Raw genomic sequence first — 19,460 nt, 5'->3', positions numbered from 1 at the left:
TCCTCCCCCTCCTCCCCCCCCCCCCCCTCCCCCCCCCCCCGCCCCCCCCCACCCCCCCCCCCCCCCCCCCCCCCCGTAGATCGAGAACACCGCCGAGATCGACATCAGACACAACCTGGGCCTGACCTGCCCCCCCGCTCGGCTGGTCCAGCTCCGCGCATCGAGCGCAGCGGCATGGCGGCCGTGAAGGTCCCCCACCGCGCACGGATGTCGCTGCGCGGCGTTGGCATGGCCGACCCCGCCGCCAACGTTGAGTAACGGCTGGCCATTTCGAGGATCTGCCCAGCAAGCCGTGCAGACCCCCTGGCCGGCCTCTGATCAAGGCTATTTGCCACGTAAGTGAGTCGAGCCCCGTGACCAGCGGTGGCGGCAATCTGTCCACCGGTCCGGTCTCCGGGCTCGACAGCTCGCGATGCGGCTGCCCAGATTCAGTCAGTCCACTTGGGCTGACGCCATTCGGATGAGGTGTCGATGATGCTGGAGTGCCAGGCAATACCGCAGAGTTCTTGCTCTCCGGTCATACCGATAACAATTCCTGCGTAGGCATGCCAACTGACCGGGTCGGTTCCCAGGGTGACTGAGATCATGCCGCCAGAGTGGCGCACCATGCGCATCGGAAGTTGCTGTTCAAGAACGCGCTCGCGCGGCTCTAGATCTGGTCCAGGATTCCATGACTTCAAGGAAATACGGGGTACTTCCTCGGGGTTTTGATCCGCTACGGAGAGCTCCGCCGATGATTCTTCCAGTGCAGCTGGTGCGGTCAGGACGGTTACTTCTTCCAAGGCGCCGTGGGGCAAGTTGAACTTGAGTTCAATATGTCCACCACCATGTTCCGCGATATCCCAGTACACACCGCCGGCCGGTGTGCTGTTGGGCCATCGCAGGGCCAGCGGCATGTATCCACCGGAAGTCTCATCGGGCGCTGATGTGGGGACGCTGCCGGTGATTTCCACTATCTCATCCTACCTGACCCCCAAATCGACCCCGGGCTTTTCCCCTGCTTCTCCTGGTACCAGTAGTGGATCAGGTAGATGAAGCCACGGATGATGGAAAGCCTGCCCTCAACTTTCCCTGTCAGACAGGGGATTTTCTTCCCCAGGGAGAGTTTGAGGCACTCCTCGACCTCTTCCCCGATGATCTCTTTTGCCTTGCCTTTGATGCATTCGATCTTCTTGGACGGTAGAAGCCCGTGGCACTGCTTGAGGACATCGAGGGCAGATGTTTCGGCGTTGGCGGCGGTGGCCTCAGGGACCGCGACCGCTGCGGAAACGGCCCCGCCGGTGAAGAGCGCGGACAGGGCAAGCAGCGGCGCTGCCGCTCGGATTTGCCAGCGGCGTTTCATGGTTCCTTGGCTGAAGTAGACAGTGGGGCTGCGTCAGACGGGGTGCCGTGCGGGAACCCCGTCAATGCCACCGCACCGCCTGATAGCGGCAAGCAGGGCTGAGCGGGCATATCCCCTCCTGACGGGTTCAGCTACCCCGAACCGCGTATGTCGCATGATCACATGAAGTCTTCATGCGCACGATCAATTTTGGGCATTTCACGCCTATGGGGTACTAGCGCGAGTCGTGTCCACGCGGTGGCGAGCCGCACAACGCGGCGAGGCAGGCACCCCAGCCGAGGAGCCATCCCGTCGCCGACGGCATCCAGGCTTAGAGCGGAAGCAGTGAACTGGTCGCCACCGCACAGCCGCGCGACTCGCTGGAGGGCGACATGCTCAGTGGGCGGTCGAAACCGCCGGAATGAGCCGCCCGCTGAGCACCCCCGTCAGTCACGGCGCCCCTCGCTCTTCGCCGTCTTCGATGTGGGCACGAAGACGGATGACTTGGCGACTGCCGGCCTGCTTGTGCAGCTTCCCCACGCGCATGTCCTAGGGTGAATTGCGCGACATACCGGCGCCCGCCACCCTGGAGCCGATCGCCGAAAGGCCGCCCGTTCGGAATCAGGCCGGAGGCCTGATGCACCCCGAGCTTTCCGTAAGTGCTGGCACCGCACCCTGAAACGCCTCGGGCTTCCCGACTACCACCCGCACGACCTCCGGCACAAATGGGCCACCGTGACCCTGAGCAACGGTGTGCCCATCCACGAGGTGTCGCGGTGGATGGGCCACAGCTCCATCAAGATCACGGTGGACCGGTACGGTCACCCCACCCTCGACGGCAGCGAGCGCTGCCGTCAGGTCATCGAGTCCACCTTCGGGGTGCACATGCTCAGCGGATTCCCAGCTCCCGCAGAACACGGTGCTGAGTTGGTGCTGGCTTAGCCGGGAAGTAGAGGTAGCAGACTCCTCCCGTAGCGCCGACGACCTTGCCCTCGGCGTTCTTGCGCTTGGTCCGCAGCCAGATGTTCTCGAACTGGCGTCGCTTGTAGACGTGCCGGACGGCCTTGTCGTCGGGGGAGTTCGGGTCGTTGGCGATGACGTCGCCGTCCTTGGTGAAGCCGATGACGGTCATCAGGTGGCCGGCGGTGCCGTAGCCGGCGCCGTCGAGTTCGGTTTTGAGGAAGGACTGGGAGGTGATGACGGGGATGCCGGCGTGGATGAGGCGTTCGACGTCGGTGAGGGAGGTCAGGCGGGTGACGAGGCTCTGGAGGTCCCGGTAGGTGGCGGCGTAGGCGGCGTTGAAGGGCCAGTTGCCGCAGCCGTCGTACTGGTAGTCGAAGGTGTAGCGGGCGGCGTGGCAGACCTGGGGGTCGGCGTAGGCGGGGTTGACCCAGGAGAGTTGCTGCTGGGTGGGCTTGCGGCCCCAGTATTCGATGATCATCTGGGAGGAGGTGGGGCTGCACCAGGCCTCGCCGCCGTTGTCGTACTCCGGGTACTGACCCTTGTGGATCTCCTGGGAGTAGCGGGGTACGGGCAGCTCGCGGCCCACCTGGGCGGGCTCGGACGCCGGCACCTCGAAGCGGTCGGGGAGGTCCGAGCCCATGGCGCCCAGCCGCCAGACGGTGGGGGTGAGGGTGGTGCCGGGCTTGCGGTGGAGGGTGAGGCGGAGCCGGTAGGAGGCCAGGCGGAGGCCGCCGGCGGGGTCGTCGACGGCGAAGGTGTCGGTGGAGATGCTGCTCCTGCCGTCCTTCTGGTCGTCGACGGAGGTGCGGCGGATGTCGGCGTCGGTGTCGCCGGCGGTCCAGCGGCCCATGACGTACCAGGGGGTGCGGCCGCCGTCCGAGTACGTGCCGCGCAGTTCGACGGTGATCCAGGTGCCGGGCGGAGTGTGGGCGTTCCAGGACGCGATGACCTCGGTGGCCGGGACGGCGAGGGTGTGGACCGGGGAGGTCCAGGTGGCGTACTCCCAGGCGGCGGTGCGGCCGGTATGCGGGTCCTTGTAGTCGGCGGTGCCGGCGGGACGGGCGATGCGGACGCCGGGGCGGGCGCCGTGCTCGACGCGGGTGCCCTTGCCGGTGCCCCCGTTCCAGTCGGCTGCGGTGGTCCAGGCGCGATAGTCCACGAGGCTCTTCGGTCGGCGCTGCTCGGCGTCCGGGGTGGTGGCGGGCGGTTCCGCCGTGTCCCCGGCGGCCTTGTGCGGTTCGTCGGCGGCCTGCGCCAGGGGGGCGGCGATGCCCGCCGCGGCGGCGAGCGCGGCGGCCAGGACGGTGCGCCGGGGCGCGGAGCTGGTCATGGTGGAGGTCCCCCAGTCGGATGCGTGCGATCGGGTGCGAGGAGTCGGGCCGGACGGCGGGCGGGCAACGGGGTCTCCCCTGCTCGAACGGAGTGGCGAGCTCGGGGAGGGATCGGCAGTGGCTCAACTATTGCCGTTCCGGACGGGCTTCGGAAGCGGGTGCGGCGCGCGTCGCGCCATGAATATTGGTGTGGACCACTGGCATGCGGGCGGCGCGGGGCCGCGGCGTACCCTGGCGCGATGGAACGTGACCTGGCACCGTTCGCCGCCCGACTGCGGGCCCTGCCGCCCTCCTGCGGGCCGGTGCGACTGATCGCGGTGGACGGGCACGCGGGGTCGGGCAAGAGCACCTTCGCCGGGCGGCTGGCGGCGGCGCTGGACGATGCGCCGGTGGTGCACACCGACGACCTGGCCACCCATGAGGAGCTGTTCGCCTGGAGCGAGCGGTTCCGGACGCAGCTGCTGGACCCGCTGTCCCGGGGCGAGACGGCGCGGTTCGGGGTGTACGACTGGGTGCGCGGGGAGTTCACCGAGGAGCGCGCGCTGGCGCCCGCGCCGGTGGTGCTGATCGAGGGCGTCGGCGCGGGCCGGCGGGCGCTGCGGCCGCATCTGGCCTGCCTGCTGTGGATGGAACTGGCGAGCGAGCACTCATGGGAAAGGGGTCGACTCCGGGACGGACCGGACCTCTCCGCGTTCTGGAGTGGCTGGATTCCGGCGGAGCGCGCGCACTTCGCGGCGGACCCTTCGCGCCCCTACGCCGATTTTCTGGTGCACCAGGGTGAGTTGGGGTACGAGGTACGCGTGGGGCCTTCTGCGACGCAGTGATCAGCCCCGCAGTTCACGCTCCGTAGCAGACCTTGCCCGACGCGCCGGAACATGCCGACAGGGTCCCGCCGAGTGCCCCAACTCGGCTTGACCTGGGGGGCGTACAGGACTTACGTTCTCAATGTGCGGTTCTACGGACCGCCCGCAGATGCGAAGCCCCCGGTTGTTCCCCCGTGATCGGGGGCTTCGTTCTGCCTTGAACCACCTCTCGCCGACGATGCGCCTCCCCTCTTCCTCACCCTGGGTCACCGCATTCTTCGCGCCGTCAAGTCGCGTCAAGTAGTCCGCTCCTGCCCCGTACCGCCCTCTACGGACTGCACCGATCCCGCAGGTACGATGCGAGTCCGTGCCACCGCAGGCCACGGGACCGAAGTGCGCCAGGGCGGTCAACTCCCGGTGTCCGCACGCCGGTTCGGGCATCGGCGGTGGGCACTCGCCCGGCGGCACACACGGGGGACGTTTTGTGGGGGGACGGATGGAATTCGGAACTCAGGGTTCGCCCGCCCCGGCCGAGCTCGCCTGGCTGCGCGCGGTCGACGCCTACACCGTGGGCGCATACCCGCAGGCGGAGGAGGAGTTCCGGGCCGCGGTACGGCTCGATCCCGCGATGGCCGACGCCTGGCTCGGCCTGCACGCGCTGCGCGCCGACACCTCCATCGCGCTGCTGAGGATGCATCGGCACAGAGACCGGTTCGGGGAGATGCGCGGCCGCCACCGACGCACCCTCAACTCCTGGTACTGGCTGGGCTGGTGGGTGCAGCCCGTGCTGGAGACCCCACGCGATCTGCTGCTGGCGCACGCCTCGCACTGGCTCGACGGCCGCCATGTCGCCGAGCTGGACCAGGCGCTGGCCGGCTGCCCGCCGGTGGACACCGATCCCCAGGTGCGCTTTCTGCACGCCTGCCGGGCCTATCTCGTCAAGGACTGGGACCAGCTCGTACGGCACACCGAGCCGCTGCTGGGCGATCCGGTGCTGGGCATCGAGGCCGGTCTCTTCGGCGGGATGGCGCGGGTGCGGCTGGAGATGTACGGGCAGGCCGAGCCGCTGCTGTCCGCCGCGCTGATGCGCTGCCGCAGCGAGCAGCCGCAGCGCAAGGAGCTGCGCTACTGGCTCGCCCGGGCCCACGAGGGCACCGGCCGCAGCGCGGCGGCGCTCCCCCTCTACCGGGCGGTGCACCGCGTCGACCCGGCCTTCATGGACACCGCGGCGCGGCTCGCCGCGATCGCCGAGGTGGACGGCCTGGACGAGGGCACGGACCTCGCGACGGTCTCCGCGTCCGGACTCGGTCAGGAGGCCGCCGGCGATCTGGACCCGCTGGCGCCGCTCGATCCGGTCGACGGCCGGGAGCTGCTGGCGACCGGCGAGCCGGAGGGACCGGACGACGAGCTGGTCGGTGGCGCGCCGGCGGGCAGCGACGCGGCCGCCCGGGTCAAGGCGGCGGCGCCCGGCCCGCGCGGCGCCGAGCGCCTGCCCGCCGGGCCCGCCGACCCGGTGCTCCTGGAGAAGGCGCTGGCCGAGCTGGAGCGGATGGTCGGCATGGAGCCGGTCAAGCGGCATGTGCGGGCGCTGTCGGCCCAGTTGCGGATGGCGCGGCTGCGCGCGAGCCAGGGGCTGCCGGTGCAGCCGCCGAAGCGGCACTTCGTCTTCTCCGGTCCGTCCGGCACCGGCAAGACCACCGTGGCCCGGATACTCGGGCGGGTCTTCTACGCGCTGGGGCTGCTCGGCGGCGACCATCTCGTGGAGGCCCAACGGTCCGATCTGGTCGGCGAGTTCCTCGGCCAGACGGCCGTCAAGGCCAATGAGCTGATCGACTCGGCGCTGGGCGGGGTGCTGTTCGTCGACGAGGCGTACAGCCTGTCCAACTCCGGCTACAGCAAGGGCGACGCGTACGGCGACGAGGCGCTGCAGGTGCTGCTCAAGCGCGCCGAGGACAACCGCGACCGGCTCGTGGTGATCCTGGCGGGCTACCCGGAGGGCATGGACCGGCTGCTGGCCGCCAACCCGGGACTGTCCTCCCGCTTCACCAGCCGCGTCGACTTCCCGAGCTACCGGCCGCTGGAGCTGACCGCCATCGGCGAGGTGCTGGCCGCCGAGAACGGCGACCGCTGGGACGACGAGGCCCGCGACGAGCTGTGCAGCATCAGCGGCCACGTCGTCGACCAGGGCTGGATCGACGAGCTGGGCAACGGCCGCTTCCTGCGCACCCTCTACGAGAAGAGCTGCGCCTACCGCGATCTGCGGCTGTCCACATGGCGCGGCACACCCACCCGGGACGACCTGGCGACCCTGCGGCTGCCGGATCTGATGCAGGCGTACGGCGAGGTCCTGTCGGGGCGGGGACCGGACACACCGGGCCGGTGAGCGCCGTCGCGGCGGCAGGCTGCCACCGCGACGGCGCCGCGGCCCGCCGGCTCAGCGGGCCAGCGCCCGGTCCTCCGCCGGCAGCGCGGCCTCCTCGCGGGGCTCGGTGACGCGGCTCGGTACCTCCCGCGCGCCCGCCGCACCGCCGCGTCCCCGGGACGCGGGTTCCTGGCGGTGCGAGGGGTCGCGGACCTCACCGACCAGCATCTCCAGCACGTCCTCCAGGGCGACCAGGCCGAGGACCCGGCCGGTCGGGTCGGCGACCGCCGCCAGATGGGAGGCGGCGCGGCGCATCGCCGTCAGGGCGTCGTCGAGGGGGAGCTCGGCGCGCAGTGTGGTCATCGGGTGCCAGATCCGCTGGGGCACCGCGCGGTCGCGTTCCTCCAGGTCGAGGACGTCCTTGACGTGCAGATAGCCCATGTACGCGCCACCGGGAGCACAGACCGGGAAGCGGGAGTAGCCGGTGCGTACGGTCAGCTCCTCCACCTGGCGGGGCGTCACCGTCGGATCGACCGTGACCAGGCCGGCCCGGTCGAGGAGGACGTCGGTGACGGGGCGGCTGCCCAGCTCCAGGGCGTCGGAGAGACGCTCCTGTTCGGCCGGTTCGAGCAGGCCCGCCTGGCCGGAGTCCTCGACGAGATGGGTCAGCTGCTCGCTGGTGAAGACCGCCTCGACCTCGTCCTTCGGCTCGACGCGGAAGAGCCGCAGCACACCGTGGGCGCAGGCGCCGAGGAAGACCGTCACCGGGCGGCACAGCCGGGCGAAGGCGACCAGCCCGGGGCTGAACCACAGGGCCGTCTTCTCGGGCGCCGCCATCGCCAGGTTCTTGGGCACCATCTCGCCGATGACGAGGTGGAGGAAGACCACCAGCGCCAGGGCGATGACGTAGCCGAGCGGGTGGATCAGCGCGGCGGGGAGGTGGACCGCCTCGAAGAGCGGCTCCAGGAGGTGGGCGACGGTCGGTTCGGCGACCGCGCCGAGGGTCAGGGAGCAGACGGTGATGCCGAACTGGGCGGCGGCCATCATCTGCGGGAGGTTCTCCAGCCCGTGCAGCACCTGCCGGGCCCGTGTGGAGCCTTGTGTGGCCAGCGGTTCGATCTGGGAGCGGCGTACCGAGACCAGGGCGAACTCGGCACCGACGAAGAACCCGTTGGCGAGCACGAGCAGCACCGCGAAGAGCAGCTGGGCCAGCGTCATCGGGCCACCTCCGCACCGACCGCGGCGGGCTCACGGGTGGCGGGCGCTGCGGGCACGGCCGTGGCGGTCTGCACCAGCCGTATCCGCTCGGCGCGGTGGTGCGACACCAGCCGCACCCGCAGCCGCCAGCCGTCGAGCTCCGCGGTGTCGCCGGGGGCCGGGATCCGGCCGAGTATGTGTGCCACGAGTCCTGCCACCGTCTCGTACGGTCCTTCCGGGGCCTCCAGGCCGATCCGCCGCAGGGTGTCCACCCGGCAGCCGCCGTCGGCGTCCCAGGCGGGGCGGCCCTCCTCGGGCGGCGCCTGCCCCAGTTCGGGCAGGTCCACCCCGTCGTGCTCGTCGCGGACCTCGCCGACCAGCTCCTCGATGATGTCCTCCAGCGTGACCACGCCGGCCGTGCCGCCGTACTCGTCGACGACCACCGCTATCGGCTGTTCGCTGCGCAGCCGCTCCAGCAGCGGCTGCACCGGCAGCGTCTCGGGGACCAGCAGCGGCGGCACCGCGATCCGGCCCGCCGGCGTGCGCAGCCGGTCGGGTGCCGGGACGGCCAGTGCGTCCTTGAGGTGCACCATGCCGACGACCTCGTCGAGGCGGGTGTGGTAGACGGGGAAGCGGGACAGGCCGGTGGCGCGGGTGAGGTTGACCACGTCCTCGGCGGTCGCGGTCGCCTGCAGGGCGCTGACCCGTACGCGCGGCGTCATGACGTTCTCCGCGGTCAGGTCGCCCAGCGAGAGGGTGCGCACGAAGAGGTCGGCGGTGTCCTGCTCGATGGCGCCGGCGCGGGCGGAGTGCCGGGCCAGCGAGACCAGTTCGCCGGGGGTGCGGGCGGAGGCCAGCTCGTCGGTGGGCTCCACGCCGAGGGCGCGTACCAGGCGGTTGGCGACGGTGTTCAGCAGCGTGATCACCGGACGGAAGAAGCGGGAGAAGGCCCGCTGGGGTCCGGCCACGAAGCGGGCGACCTGCAGCGGCTTGGAGACCGCCCAGTTCTTGGGCACCAGCTCGCCGATAACCATCTGGACGGCGGAGGCCAGCAGCATCCCGATGACGACGGCGACGCCGGGGACCGCGCCCTTGGGCAGGCCGAGCGCGAACAGCGGCCCGGACAGCAGGTCGGCGAGCGCCGGCTCGGCGAGCATGCCGACCACCAAGGAGGTGATCGTGATGCCGAGTTGGGTGCCGGACAGCTGGAAGGAGAGTTCCCGCAGTGCGGAGACGACGGTGTGGGCGCGGGGGTCGCCGTCGGCCGCGGCGCGTTCGGCGTCCGCCTTCTCGACGGTGATGAGGCCGAACTCGGCGGCGACGAAGAATCCGTTGGCCAGGATCAGGACGAGGGCCGCCGCGAGCAGCGGCAGGGGGCCGGTCATGCCGCCGCCTCCGTGGTATGCGGGGGTCGGGGAGGGGCGGCGCAGGTACTACAGGACGATCCGTCCATTGCCGGAGGGAGTCACTCCTCGGGTCGCATCGGGCCCACTGGGGGGCAGGGTGCAGTGTGCACCCCGGGGAACAGAGTAAACAGCGGGACCCGGATTAGGGCAGGCTCACCCGGCCGTGTGGTCGAGCGCACCATGCTTCTCGGTGAGGTCGCGCAGCGCCCGGGCGTCCCGGATGGCCTGGTCCCTGGCGATGCCGGGCTGGATTCCCATCGCGGGCAGGCTGGTGCCGTCGGCGAGGTCGAGGTGGACCCAGGGGTCGCCCAACCGGAGGTTGACGCGCACGATCTGTGCCCAGGCCAGCTCGCGCTTGGTGGTGAGGTTGACGACCGTGACGCCCTCCTGCCGCGCGACCACCTTGGGGCGGCTGAGCAGCAGGAGGACGGCCCCCACCAGCGCTCCGGTGGCCACGAAGCTGAACCGCTCGCCGCCGCTCAGCTTCGGCAGCGCCAGCGCGATGGCCGCGAGGGCCACGAACTGGGCGAGGGCGACGGTGTACAGGACGACCCGGGTGCGGGTCGGCCGGAAGGTCACCGGGAGGCTGGGCAGAGAAGGCTGAGGTGCCGCGGACACGTCGTCGGTCTTCCGTCAGGGGGTGGGTCGGTGCGTACGGGTGGTCAGGCCCGGCGGGTCACAGCCGGCAGGCGTGGATGCCGGTGGTCAGGATGGCGCGGGCGCCGAGGTCGTAGAGCTCGTCCATGATCCGCTGGGCGTCCTTGGAGGGGACCATCGAGCGGACCGCGACCCAGCCTTCGTGGTGCAGCGGGGAGACGGTCGGCGACTCCAGACCGGGCGTGAGGGCGACGGCCTTCTCGACGTGCTCGACGCGGATGTCGTAGTCCATCATCACGTAGCGGCGGGCCACCAGGACGCCCTGCATGCGGCGGAGGAACTGGCGGACCTTCGGGTCGTCGTCCGGGGCGCCGGTGCCGCGGATGACCACGGCCTCGGACTTCAGGATCGGCTCGCCGATGATCTCCAGACCGGCGTTGCGCAGGGTGGTGCCGGTCTCCACCACGTCCGCGATGATCTGGGCGACCCCGAGCTGGATGGCGGTCTCCACCGCGCCGTCGAGGTGGACGACGGAGGCGTCCACGCCGTTGTCGGCGAGGTGCTGGGTGACCAGGCCGGCGAAGGAGGTGGCGATCGTCATGCCGCCGAACTCGCTGACGTCCTTGGCGGTACCCGGGCGGGTGGCGTAGCGGAACGTCGAGCCCGCGAAGCCGAGCTGGAGGATCTCCTCGGCGTCGGCTCCGGAGTCCAGCAGCAGGTCACGGCCGGTGATGCCGATGTCGAGCTTGCCGGAGCCGACGTAGACCGCGATGTCGCGCGGGCGCAGGAAGAAGAACTCGACCTCGTTCTCGGCGTCGACCAGGACCAGTTCCCTGCGGTCCTTGCGCTGGCGGTAGCCGGCCTCATGGAGCATCGCCGACGCAGGCTCGGACAGTGAACCCTTGTTGGGGACAGCGATGCGCAGCATGAGCGAGAGTTCCTTTGCAGCTGAAGGGAGTTGGGCGGGTGCCGGGAAGGAGGATCAGAGGTGGGCGTAGACGTCGTCGAGGGAGATGCCCTTGGCGACCATCATGACCTGGAGGTGGTAGAGGAGCTGGGAGATCTCCTCGGCGGCCGCCTCATGGGATTCGTACTCGGCGGCCATCCAGACCTCGGCGGCCTCCTCGACGACCTTCTTGCCGATCGTATGGACACCGGCCTGCACCAGCTCGGCGGTACGGGAGGTGGCGGGGTCGCCGGTGGCGGCCTTCTGCTGGAGCTCGGAGAACAGCTCCTCGAACGTCTTCTTGGACATGATGGTCACTACCCTACGCGGTGATGTCACAGCGGCGCGCAGCGCCTCTTGTGAAGGGTGGCGGTGGCGACGGGCGGGCCCTTCAGCGCCAGGGCTCCGACACGGTGCGCAGCGTCGCGGCGGTGGCGACCGCGGCGGTGACCGCTTCGTGCCCCTTGTCCTCGGTGGAACCTTCCAGGCCCGCGCGGTCCAGCGCCTGCTGCTCGGTGTCGCAGGTCAGCACGCCGAAGCCGACGGGGACGCCGGTGTCGACGGAGACCTGGGTCAGGCCCTGGGTGACGCCCTGGCAGACGTAGTCGAAGTGCGGGGTGCCGCCCTTGATGACCACGCCGAGGGCGACCACCGCGTCATAGCCGCGGCCCGCCAGGACCTTGGCGACGACCGGCAGCTCGAAGGCGCCGGGCACCCGCAGCAGCGTGGGCTCGCTGATGCCCAGCTCGTTCAGGGCGCGCAGCGCACCGTCGACGAGGCCGTCCATCACCTGTTCGTGCCATTGCGCCGCGATGACGGCCACCCGCAGGTCGCCACAGTTCTTCACGGTCAGTTCGGGTGCGCCCTTGCCGCTCACGGTTCTCCTCGTACGGGTGATGGTGGTCGATGGTGGTGACGTGGGTGTGGGGGGACGTAGCCGCCGGGGCGGGGCTACTGGTTGTCGCAGGTCGTCGCGTCAGCGGGGGGCGTGGCGTCGGCCGCGGCGGTGGAAGTGGCGCCGGCGCCGGGAAGCCAGGGCAGGTCGTGGCCCATCCGGTCCCGCTTGGTGCGCAGATACCGCAGGTTGTGCTCGCCGGCCTGGACGGCCATCGGCTCGCGGCCGGTGACCTTCAGGCCGTGCCGCACCAGGGCCGCGGTCTTGTCGGGGTTGTTGGTCATCAGGCGCAGTGAGCGCACGCCGAGGTCCTGGAGCATCTGCGCCCCCGCGGCGTAGTCGCGGGAGTCGGCGGGCAGCCCCAGTTCGAGGTTGGCGTCCAGGGTGTCTCGGCCGCGCTCCTGGAGTTCGTAGGCGCGCAGCTTGGACAGCAGTCCGATGCCGCGTCCCTCGTGGCCACGGAGGTAGATCACCACACCGCGGCCGGCCTCGGCGATCTTCTGCAGCGAGGCCTCCAGCTGGGGTCCGCAGTCGCAGCGCAGGGAGTGGAAGACATCGCCGGTCAGGCACTCGGAGTGGACCCGGACCAAGACGTCCTCGCCGTCGCCGAGCTCGCCCGCGACCAGCGCGATGTGCTCCACTCCGTCGGCCGTGGAGCGGTATCCGTACGCGGTGAACTCGCCGTGCGCGGTGGGCAGCCGGGTGGCGGCCTCGCGGCGGACGGTCGGCTCGGACGACTGCCGGTAGGCGATCAGGTCCTCGATGGAGATGATCGACAGGCCGTGCTTGCGGGCGAACGGCACCAGCTCGGGCAGCCGCAGCATGGTGCCGTCCTCGCCGGCGATCTCCACGATGGCGGCGGCCGGGCGCAGTCCGGCCAGCCGGGCGAGGTCGACACCGGCCTCGGTGTGGCCGTTGCGGACGAGTACGCCGCCGGGCCGGGCGCGCAGCGGGAAGATGTGACCGGGCCGCACGAAGTCGCCGGCCTCCGACTCCCCGGAGGCGAGCAGCCGCAGGGTGGTGGCGCGGTCGGCGGCGGAGATGCCGGTGGACACGCCGTGCGCGGCGGTGGCGTCGACGGAGACGGTGAAGGCGGTCCGCATCGACTCGGTGTTGTGCTCGACCATCTGCGGGAGTTCCAGCCGGTCCAGCTCCGGGCCCTCCATGGGGGCGCAGATCAGTCCGCGGCACTCGCTCATCATGAAGGCGACGATCTCGGGGGTGGCCTTCTCCGCGGCGATGACGAGGTCGCCCTCGTTCTCGCGGTTCTCGTCGTCCACGACGACGACCGGGCGGCCGGCGGCGATGTCGGCGATGGCCTGCTCGACGGGATCGAGCGCGAGTGAGGCGTCGGCTTCGGCGTCGTACCAGCTCTGCAGTGCGGTCATGCCGCTGCTCCTTCCAGGACGGGGCGGCTTTCGGCGCGCGAGCGCAGCCACCAGTCGCGCATGCCCCACACGACGAGGGCGAGATAGACGACGTAGACGAGGCCGGAGAAGGCCAGGCCGCTGCTGAAGGCCAGCGGGACGCCGACCAGGTCGACCAGCAGCCAGGCGAACCAGAACTCCACCAGCCCACGGGCCTGGGCGACCATCGCGGCGAGCGTGCCGACGAAGATGTAGGCGTCCGGCCAGGGGTTCCAGGACAGCTGCGGGATCAGGGTGAACAGCGTGCCGACGGCCGCGGTGCCCAGGGCCGTGCCGGCCAGCAGCACGGACCGCTCGCGCCAGCTTGCGAAACGTACGGCGATGGAGCCGTCCTGCGCCTGCCGCCGGCCGCGCTGCCACTGCCGCCAGCCCCACAAGGCCACGCCCATGACGAGGAGTTGCTTGCCGACGCCGCCGCTGAGGTGGGCGGAGGCATAGGCGGCGACGAGGATGAGGCCGGAGAGGAACTGGGCGGGCCAGGTCCCTATCGAGCGCCGCCAACCGAGGGCCAGGGCGGCCAGACCGATGGTGTTGCCGATCATGTCCGACCAGATGACGTGCTGGCCGAAGGCGGTGAAGGCCACGCCGTTCAGCGGGTCGAGGACGCTCACCGGTCCATCTCCTTGATCTCCTCGACGTCCTGCAGGTCCGCGAGGCCGGCGGAGCCCCGGCCGAGCAGCCGCTCGACGTACTTCGCCAGGACGTCGACCTCCAGGTTGACCGGGTCGCCGGCCTTCTTGATGCCCAGGGTGGTCAGGGCGAGGGTGGTGGGGATGAGGCTGATGGTGAAGTAGTCGTCGGCGGCGTCGACGACGGTGAGGCTGACACCGTCGACGGTGATGGAGCCCTTCTCGACGACGTAGCGGGCCAGTGCGGCCGGCAGCGCGATCTTGACGATCTCCCAGTGCTCGGCGGGGGTGCGCTCGACGATGGTGCCGGTGCCGTCCACATGCCCCTGGACGAGGTGCCCGCCCAGCCGGCCGCCGAGCGCCATCGGGCGCTCCAGGTTCACCCGCGAGCCGGCGCTCAGCGCGCCGAGGCTGGAGCGGCTGAGGGTCTCGGCCATCACATCGGCGGTGAATTCACCGTCGGCGGTGTCCACGACGGTCAGACAGACGCCGTTGACGGCGATCGAGTCGCCGTGCTTGGCGTCCTCGGTGACGACGGGTCCGCGCAGTCGGAAGCGGGAGCTGTCGCCGAGGTCCTCGATGGCGACGACCTCACCCAGTTCTTCGACGATTCCGGTGAACACTTCAGTTCTCCTCGTGGAGGGCGTGGCGGATGGGCGTGGCGGTGATGCGCAGATCGGGGCCGAGCCGTTCGGTGTCGGTCACATCGAGACGCAGCGCCTGGGCGATGGTGGTGATTCCCGCGTCGCCGACGGCAGCCGGTCCGGCGCCGAGCAGCACCGGCGCGAGATAGCCGACGACCTTGTCGACGGTCTGGGCGGCGAGGAAGGCCCCGGCGAGCGTGGGCCCGCCTTCGAGCAGTACGGAGCGGACATCGCGCGCGTACAGGGCGTTGAGCAGTGCGGGGATGGACAGCCCGCGTCCGTCGGCGGCGCGCGGCAGCCGGACGAGCGGGGCGAGGCCTTCGAGGTGGGCGGCGTCGGCGTCCTCGGCGACCGCGATCAAGGTGGGGGCGGTGCCGTCCAGGACGCGGGCGCCGGCCTTGACGGCGGTGGCGCCGGAGTCGACGACGACCCGCAGCGGCTGGGTGATCTCGTCGTCGGACAGGCTGATCCGGGCGCCGAGCTGTGGATCGTCGGCGCGGGCGGTGCCGGAGCCGACGATCACGGCGTCCGCGGCGGCCCGCAGCCGGTGCACGTCGGCGCGCGACTGGGGCGAGGAGATCCAGCGACTGGTGCCGTCGGCGGCGGCGATCCGGCCGTCGAGGGTGGCGGCGTACTTCCACAGCACGAAGGGGCGGCCACGCAGCACGGCGGTCAGCCAGGCCTCGTTGCCGGCCGCGGCCTCGTCGGCGAGCAGCCCGCCCTCGACGTCGACGCCGGCCTCGGCCAGGGTGACGGCGCCGCCGGTGGCGGTCGGGTTGGGGTCGGAGACGGCGTAGACGACCCGGGCGACGCCGGCGTCGATCAGCGCCTGGGCGCAGGGGCCGGTGCGACCGGTGTGGTTGCAGGGTTCGAGGGTGACCAGTGCGGTGCCGCCGCGGGCCCGCTCACCGGCGGCGCGCAGGGCGTGGACCTCGGCGTGCGGCCCGCCGGCCCGCTGGTGGAAGCCCTCGCCGACCGTACGGCCCGCGGAGTCCAGGACGACGCAGCCCACGACGGGGTTGGGGCTGGTGTGCCCGAGGCCGCGCGCGGCGAGCTCGATGGCTCGGCGCATCGCCGCGGTCTCAACGGGGGCTGCGGTGGCCACCGGGTCCTCCTGCCTCTTTCAGGCACGGACTCCGGGGCTGTCAGGACGACAGAAGCGGAAACGCGCAACAGAGACACCGAGGCCGGAAAAGAGGGCTCGCCCGGGAAACGACCCGGACGCGCCGCCGACGGCGGTGTACCGATGCTCGCCCGCCGCGCACTGCCTCCCATCCGGACTTTCACCGTCGGTGCAGGAATTTCACCTGCTCAACCGGCCGCTGGCTGCGGACGGGTCGCGGACTATAACCGCCGGTTCGGAATTACACCGACCCCGGAGTGCGCTGCTGCTCTTATGTCAGTACAGCTTCAGTCTGCCACGGCCGATCCTCGCCCATGCGAGCGAAGCTCTGTGGGCTGCCTCACAGCTTCCGGCGCGTCGCGGGTGTCACGGCCGGTCCGTGCTGATCCGTCATAGCGGGGACGGCACGCGCCCGTCCTCCGTACGCACGTATCCCCGCACACCCCGAGGACTGATCCCTGATGGCGACAATTCTGGTGACCGGCGGCACGGGCACGCTCGGGCGGCCCCTGATCGACCGGCTGCTCGACGACGGTCATGACGTCCGTTCGCTGAGCCGGCGCCCGCACACCGGTGCCGAGCGGCCCCGCCTGCGGTCGTACGCGGTCGATCTGCGCGACGGCACCGGTCTGGCCGAGGCGCTGGCGGGCGTGGACACGGTCGTGCACTGCGCGACGGCGCCGGCCGGCGGCGACGCGGAGGCCGCCGGGCGGCTGCTCGACGCGGCGCGGAGGGCGGGCGTCGGGCATCTGCTCTACATCTCGATCGTCGGCGTGGACCGGGTACCGCTGCGCTACTACCGCACCAAGCTCGCGGTGGAGCGGCTGATCGCGGACTCCGGCATCGGCTGGACGGTGCTGCGGACGACGCAGTTCCACGATCTGGTGCTCGGGCTGGTCAAGGCGGGCGCCCGCTCGCCGGTGCTGCCGGTGCCGTCGGGCGTACGGGTGCAGCCGGTCGAGGTGCGCGAAGTGGCCGACCGGCTGGCCGCGTTGGCGGCCGGCGGACCGGCCGGGCGGGTACCGGACATGGGCGGCCCCGAGGTGCGCACGGCCCGGGAGCTCGTCCGGGCCACGCTGGCGGCGGGTGGGCGGCGCCAGCTGCTGCTGCCGGTGTGGCTGCCGGGCGCGGCCGCCGCCGCGCTGCGCCGCGGCGGGAACCTCACCCCGGAGCACGCCGAGGGGCGGCGCACCTACGCCGAGTTCCTGGCGGAGCGGGCGGGGTAGCCGCCGGGGGCGCCCCTCAGGGCCTGTCCGGCCCTGCCCCAGCGGCCAGGCCCCACCCGCCCGCCGCCGGGCCGAACAGCTCGTGCTGGGCGGCGTCGCGTGCGGCGAGCACCGCGCCGAGCAGCACCGCGCGCCCGCCGACGGTCCCCGCCCGTACGTCGGTACGCAGCGGGGAGAGGCGGGCCAGGCGGTCCGCGACCCGGCCGGCGAGCGCCTCGCCGCCGGCCCGGCCGATCTCGCCGCCGAGCACCACGCAGCCGGGGTCGAGCACCGCGCAGACGGCGGCCGCGCCGAGGGCGATCCGCGCGGCCAGCGCGTCGAGGAAGCCGGCGCCGGCGTCACCGCCGGCCACGGCGGCGCGGACCAGGGCCTCGGCGGGCGGCGAGTCCGCGAGCAGGCCGCCCTCCGCCTCCTGGTCCGCCGGGGGCCGGATGCCGTGCTCCGCCGCGAGTGCGCAGATCGCGGCGGAGCCCGCCAGGGAGTGGAAACCGCCGTCGCAGCCGCTCGCGGAGGGCAGCGCCGCGGTGCCGGGGACGGGCAGGAAGCCGATCTCGCCGGCGCCCCCCGAGGCGCCGCGCCGCAGCGTGCCGTCCAGGACGACCGCGGCGCCGGTGCCATGGCCCAGCCAGAGCAGGACGAAGGTGTCGCGGTCGCGGGCCGCGCCGTCGCGGCGCTCCGCGATGGCGGCGAGGTTGACCTCGTTCTCCAGCAGGACCGGTGCCGCCGACCGCTCGCGCAGCGCGCCGACCAGGGCGGCATGCCAGGACGGGGTCCCGTCGGTGCCGCCGAGCCGCCCGGTCGCGGGGTCGACCAGGCCGGGGGCGCCGACGGCGAGGGTGTGCGGCGACTCGGCCCCGGCCGCGGCCAGGGCCTTGTCCACCACGGCGAGGGCGGTGGCGACGGCCGCGTCGGCGGCGTCGTCCGGGTCGAGGGGGGCGGTGCGCTCGGCGCGTACCCGGCCCAGCAGGTCGGCGACCGCGACGGTGACGCTGTGCGTGCGCAGATCGAGGCCGACGAGAGGGGCCCGGTCGGCGACGATCCCGTAGAGCCGGGCGTTGGGCCCGCGTCGCTGCGCCCCGCTCTCCCCCACGACGGCGATCAGCCCGGCCGTCTGGAGGCGCTCGACGAGATCCGCCACCGTCGGCCGGGACAGACCGGTCAGCGTCTTGAGCTGACCGGCCGTCAGTGGACCCTCGGACTGCAGGAGTTGCAGCGCCAGCCGATCGTTGATCAGCCGGGCGGTGGTCGGGGAGGCGGTGCGGCCGGCGGTCGCCGCGCGCGGTGGATGCATGACGGGATCCTTTCATCCGGCCGGGCCGGCACCCTTATTATCAGGCAGGGTTCCTGATAATTTACCGCCCATGGCCGGCAACGGCGTCCCCGACGACGTCACCCCCCTCCCCCGCGACGGACTGCGCCGCGCACGCTGGGCCGTCGCCCTGGTCTTCCTCGTCCACGGCTCCGTCACCGGCAACTTCGCCACCCGCATCCCCTGGATCCAGGACCACACCGGCATCTCCCCGGGCCAGCTCGGCCTGGCCCTCGCCTTCCCGGCGATCGGCGCGTCCCTGGCGATGCCGCTGGCCGGCCGGATCAGCCACCGCTTCGGCGCCCGCGCCGCGCTGCGCGGCCTGCTCGCGCTGTGGACGCTGTCCCTGGTCCTGCCCGCCCTCTCCCCCGGCCTGTACACGCTGTGTCCGGCGCTGCTGGCGTACGGGGCGGCCTCCGGGATGGCGGATGTGGCGATGAACGCGCTGGGCGTGGAGACCGAGGACCGGCTCGGCCGGCCGATCATGTCGGGGCTGCACGGCATGTGGAGCGCCGGCGCGCTGCTCGGCTCGGCGGCCGGCACCGTCGCCGCAGACGCCGGATGGGACGCCCGGCCGCACCTGGCCGGTGCCGCACTCGTCCTGACCCTGCTCGGCGCGCTCGCCTGCCGGGGCGTACTGGACCTGCGCAGCGCCCCCGAGGAGCATCCGCCGCCGCGCTTCGCGCTGCTGCCGAGATCGGCGCTGGTCATCGGGGCGATGGGGTTCTGCGCGGTCTTCGCCGAGGGCGCCGCACTGGACTGGTCGGCGGTCTACCTCCGCGACCGGCTGGGCACCGACGCGGGCCTGGCCGCCGCCTCGACCACCGCCTTCGCCTGCACCATGGCCGTGGCGCGCCTGGCCGGCGACAGGGTGGTGGCCCGCTTCGGCGCGGTGCGCACGGTACGCGCCGGCGGTGCGCTGGCGGCGGCCGGCGGCCTGCTGATCGTCACCGCGCGGCACCCGGCGACGGCCATGGCCGGCTTCGGCCTCATGGGCCTGGGCATCGCGGTCGTGGTCCCGCTGGCCTTCGCGGCCGCCGGCCGCAGCGGCCCGGCCCCCAGCCAGGCCATCGCGGGCGTCGCCACGATCACCTACACCTCCGGGCTGATCGCCCCGTCCGCCATCGGGGCAATCGCCCAGGCGACCTCGCTGACGGTGTCGTTCGCGCTGGTCACCACCCTGGCGTTCGGCCTGGTCGTGGGCGCGCGGGTGCTGCGGGTCCCGGGACGTACGGCGCGGGGCGCCCCCGCGGTGACGGGCGATCTGGAACGGTCCTGAAC

General features: G+C 72.1%; 19 protein-coding genes and 1 riboswitch. Of the genes, 5 read left to right on the top strand and 14 right to left on the bottom strand.

Annotated features, from left to right (window positions below; translation table 11 throughout):
* Nucleotides 1–428: 428 nt before the first annotated feature.
* Nucleotides 429–953 carry a hypothetical protein gene (locus tag ACZ5XZ_RS12465; protein WP_468976963.1) on the bottom strand — a complete coding sequence of 175 codons (525 nt, stop codon included), beginning with the start codon at nucleotides 951–953 and terminating at the stop codon, nucleotides 429–431.
* Nucleotides 953–1,342, bottom strand: a complete 390-nt coding sequence (locus ACZ5XZ_RS12460) for a hypothetical protein (RefSeq protein ID WP_468976960.1) — start codon at nucleotides 1,340–1,342, stop codon at nucleotides 953–955. The genes ACZ5XZ_RS12465 and ACZ5XZ_RS12460 overlap by 1 nt, the downstream gene beginning before the upstream one ends.
* Nucleotides 1,343–1,879: 537 nt before the next feature.
* Between ACZ5XZ_RS12460 and ACZ5XZ_RS12455 the strand changes: the two genes are divergently transcribed.
* Nucleotides 1,880–2,263, top strand: coding sequence for a tyrosine-type recombinase/integrase (locus tag ACZ5XZ_RS12455; RefSeq protein WP_468977051.1), 384 nt, complete (start codon nucleotides 1,880–1,882; stop codon nucleotides 2,261–2,263).
* Here the strand turns inward: ACZ5XZ_RS12455 and ACZ5XZ_RS12450 are convergent.
* Nucleotides 2,211–3,614: a peptidase C39 family protein gene (locus ACZ5XZ_RS12450; RefSeq protein ID WP_468976958.1), complete on the bottom strand. Its 1,404-nt coding sequence runs from the start codon at nucleotides 3,612–3,614 to the stop codon at nucleotides 2,211–2,213. The two genes, ACZ5XZ_RS12455 and ACZ5XZ_RS12450, sit on opposite strands and share 53 nt — an antisense overlap.
* Nucleotides 3,615–3,854: 240 nt before the next feature.
* Between ACZ5XZ_RS12450 and ACZ5XZ_RS12445 the strand changes: the two genes are divergently transcribed.
* Nucleotides 3,855–4,439: a uridine kinase family protein gene (locus ACZ5XZ_RS12445; protein ID WP_468976955.1), complete on the top strand. Its 585-nt coding sequence runs from the start codon at nucleotides 3,855–3,857 to the stop codon at nucleotides 4,437–4,439.
* A 475-nt stretch (nucleotides 4,440–4,914) separates the two neighbouring features.
* The gene (locus ACZ5XZ_RS12440) at nucleotides 4,915–6,801 is read left to right on the top strand and encodes an AAA family ATPase (RefSeq protein WP_468976952.1); all 1,887 of its coding nucleotides are present in this window, start codon (nucleotides 4,915–4,917) and stop codon (nucleotides 6,799–6,801) included.
* Between the two features lie 51 nt (nucleotides 6,802–6,852).
* Here ACZ5XZ_RS12440 and ACZ5XZ_RS12435 read toward each other — a convergent pair whose 3' ends face one another.
* The 10 genes from ACZ5XZ_RS12435 to ribD all read right to left on the bottom strand — a co-directional run bounded on the left by ACZ5XZ_RS12435 (nucleotide 6,853) and on the right by ribD (nucleotide 15,626).
* Nucleotides 6,853–7,998, bottom strand: coding sequence for a hemolysin family protein (locus ACZ5XZ_RS12435; RefSeq protein WP_468976950.1), 1,146 nt, complete (start codon nucleotides 7,996–7,998; stop codon nucleotides 6,853–6,855).
* Nucleotides 7,995–9,362 carry a hemolysin family protein gene (locus ACZ5XZ_RS12430; protein WP_468976947.1) on the bottom strand — a complete coding sequence of 456 codons (1,368 nt, stop codon included), beginning with the start codon at nucleotides 9,360–9,362 and terminating at the stop codon, nucleotides 7,995–7,997. The genes ACZ5XZ_RS12435 and ACZ5XZ_RS12430 overlap by 4 nt, the downstream gene beginning before the upstream one ends.
* Nucleotides 9,363–9,536: 174 nt before the next feature.
* Nucleotides 9,537–10,001 (bottom strand): PH domain-containing protein, encoded by a 465-nt coding sequence (locus ACZ5XZ_RS12425; protein ID WP_468976945.1) that lies wholly within the window; start codon nucleotides 9,999–10,001, stop codon nucleotides 9,537–9,539.
* A gap of 58 nt (nucleotides 10,002–10,059) precedes the next feature.
* On the bottom strand, nucleotides 10,060–10,908 hold the full coding sequence (gene hisG / locus ACZ5XZ_RS12420; protein ID WP_384485028.1) for an ATP phosphoribosyltransferase: 849 nt from the start codon (nucleotides 10,906–10,908) through the stop codon (nucleotides 10,060–10,062).
* A gap of 54 nt (nucleotides 10,909–10,962) precedes the next feature.
* Nucleotides 10,963–11,235, bottom strand: coding sequence for a phosphoribosyl-ATP diphosphatase (locus tag ACZ5XZ_RS12415; protein WP_248867486.1), 273 nt, complete (start codon nucleotides 11,233–11,235; stop codon nucleotides 10,963–10,965).
* 82 nt (nucleotides 11,236–11,317) lie between these two features.
* Nucleotides 11,318–11,803 carry a 6,7-dimethyl-8-ribityllumazine synthase gene (ribH, locus tag ACZ5XZ_RS12410; protein ID WP_468976943.1) on the bottom strand — a complete coding sequence of 162 codons (486 nt, stop codon included), beginning with the start codon at nucleotides 11,801–11,803 and terminating at the stop codon, nucleotides 11,318–11,320.
* 74 nt (nucleotides 11,804–11,877) lie between these two features.
* Complete coding sequence (locus tag ACZ5XZ_RS12405) at nucleotides 11,878–13,209, bottom strand: bifunctional 3,4-dihydroxy-2-butanone-4-phosphate synthase/GTP cyclohydrolase II (protein ID WP_468976940.1); 1,332 nt, start codon at nucleotides 13,207–13,209, stop codon at nucleotides 11,878–11,880.
* The gene (locus ACZ5XZ_RS12400; protein WP_468976938.1) at nucleotides 13,206–13,859 is read right to left on the bottom strand and encodes a nicotinamide mononucleotide transporter family protein; all 654 of its coding nucleotides are present in this window, start codon (nucleotides 13,857–13,859) and stop codon (nucleotides 13,206–13,208) included. The genes ACZ5XZ_RS12405 and ACZ5XZ_RS12400 overlap by 4 nt, the downstream gene beginning before the upstream one ends.
* A complete protein-coding gene (locus tag ACZ5XZ_RS12395; protein ID WP_468976937.1) occupies nucleotides 13,856–14,500 on the bottom strand; it encodes a riboflavin synthase in 645 nt (214 codons plus the stop codon). Before ACZ5XZ_RS12395 ends, ACZ5XZ_RS12400 begins: the two co-directional genes overlap by 4 nt.
* 1 nt (nucleotide 14,501) lies before the next feature.
* Nucleotides 14,502–15,626, bottom strand: a complete 1,125-nt coding sequence (ribD, locus tag ACZ5XZ_RS12390) for a bifunctional diaminohydroxyphosphoribosylaminopyrimidine deaminase/5-amino-6-(5-phosphoribosylamino)uracil reductase RibD (protein WP_468976936.1) — start codon at nucleotides 15,624–15,626, stop codon at nucleotides 14,502–14,504.
* Nucleotides 15,627–15,778: 152 nt separating this feature from the next.
* Nucleotides 15,779–15,909: riboswitch (FMN riboswitch) on the bottom strand.
* 196 nt (nucleotides 15,910–16,105) lie between these two features.
* Between ribD and ACZ5XZ_RS12385 the strand changes: the two genes are divergently transcribed.
* Nucleotides 16,106–16,870 (top strand): SDR family oxidoreductase, encoded by a 765-nt coding sequence (locus tag ACZ5XZ_RS12385; protein ID WP_468976934.1) that lies wholly within the window; start codon nucleotides 16,106–16,108, stop codon nucleotides 16,868–16,870.
* A 16-nt stretch (nucleotides 16,871–16,886) separates the two neighbouring features.
* Here ACZ5XZ_RS12385 and ACZ5XZ_RS12380 read toward each other — a convergent pair whose 3' ends face one another.
* Nucleotides 16,887–18,161 (bottom strand): ROK family transcriptional regulator, encoded by a 1,275-nt coding sequence (locus ACZ5XZ_RS12380; RefSeq protein WP_468976932.1) that lies wholly within the window; start codon nucleotides 18,159–18,161, stop codon nucleotides 16,887–16,889.
* A 70-nt stretch (nucleotides 18,162–18,231) separates the two neighbouring features.
* On the opposite strand from ACZ5XZ_RS12380, the gene ACZ5XZ_RS12375 reads away from it, so the two are divergent.
* A complete protein-coding gene (locus tag ACZ5XZ_RS12375) occupies nucleotides 18,232–19,458 on the top strand; it encodes an MFS transporter (RefSeq protein ID WP_468976931.1) in 1,227 nt (408 codons plus the stop codon).
* Nucleotides 19,459–19,460: the final 2 nt, after the last annotated feature.

The sequence above is a fragment of the Streptomyces sp. NPDC033270 genome, from assembly GCF_055576575.1.
The sequence above is the reverse complement of the archived record's forward strand: the minus strand, read 5'-3'. Positions and strand labels throughout refer to the sequence as shown.

What these genes read in the sequence shown, in the direction of transcription:
- ACZ5XZ_RS12435 (WP_468976950.1), bottom strand. Translation starts at nt 7,998, where the DNA reads ATGACGCTGGCCCAGCTGCTCTTCGCGGTGCTGCTCGTGCTCGCCAAC.
- ACZ5XZ_RS12385 (WP_468976934.1), top strand. Translation starts at nt 16,106, where the DNA reads ATGGCGACAATTCTGGTGACCGGCGGCACGGGCACGCTCGGGCGGCCC.
- ACZ5XZ_RS12375 (WP_468976931.1), top strand. Translation starts at nt 18,232, where the DNA reads ATGGCCGGCAACGGCGTCCCCGACGACGTCACCCCCCTCCCCCGCGAC.
- ACZ5XZ_RS12380 (WP_468976932.1), bottom strand. Translation starts at nt 18,161, where the DNA reads ATGCATCCACCGCGCGCGGCGACCGCCGGCCGCACCGCCTCCCCGACC.
- ACZ5XZ_RS12450 (WP_468976958.1), bottom strand. Translation starts at nt 3,614, where the DNA reads ATGACCAGCTCCGCGCCCCGGCGCACCGTCCTGGCCGCCGCGCTCGCC.
- ACZ5XZ_RS12445 (WP_468976955.1), top strand. Translation starts at nt 3,855, where the DNA reads ATGGAACGTGACCTGGCACCGTTCGCCGCCCGACTGCGGGCCCTGCCG.
- hisG (WP_384485028.1), bottom strand. Translation starts at nt 10,908, where the DNA reads ATGCTGCGCATCGCTGTCCCCAACAAGGGTTCACTGTCCGAGCCTGCG.
- ACZ5XZ_RS12415 (WP_248867486.1), bottom strand. Translation starts at nt 11,235, where the DNA reads ATGTCCAAGAAGACGTTCGAGGAGCTGTTCTCCGAGCTCCAGCAGAAG.
- ACZ5XZ_RS12430 (WP_468976947.1), bottom strand. Translation starts at nt 9,362, where the DNA reads ATGACCGGCCCCCTGCCGCTGCTCGCGGCGGCCCTCGTCCTGATCCTG.
- ACZ5XZ_RS12405 (WP_468976940.1), bottom strand. Translation starts at nt 13,209, where the DNA reads ATGACCGCACTGCAGAGCTGGTACGACGCCGAAGCCGACGCCTCACTC.
- ACZ5XZ_RS12460 (WP_468976960.1), bottom strand. Translation starts at nt 1,342, where the DNA reads ATGAAACGCCGCTGGCAAATCCGAGCGGCAGCGCCGCTGCTTGCCCTG.
- ACZ5XZ_RS12440 (WP_468976952.1), top strand. Translation starts at nt 4,915, where the DNA reads ATGGAATTCGGAACTCAGGGTTCGCCCGCCCCGGCCGAGCTCGCCTGG.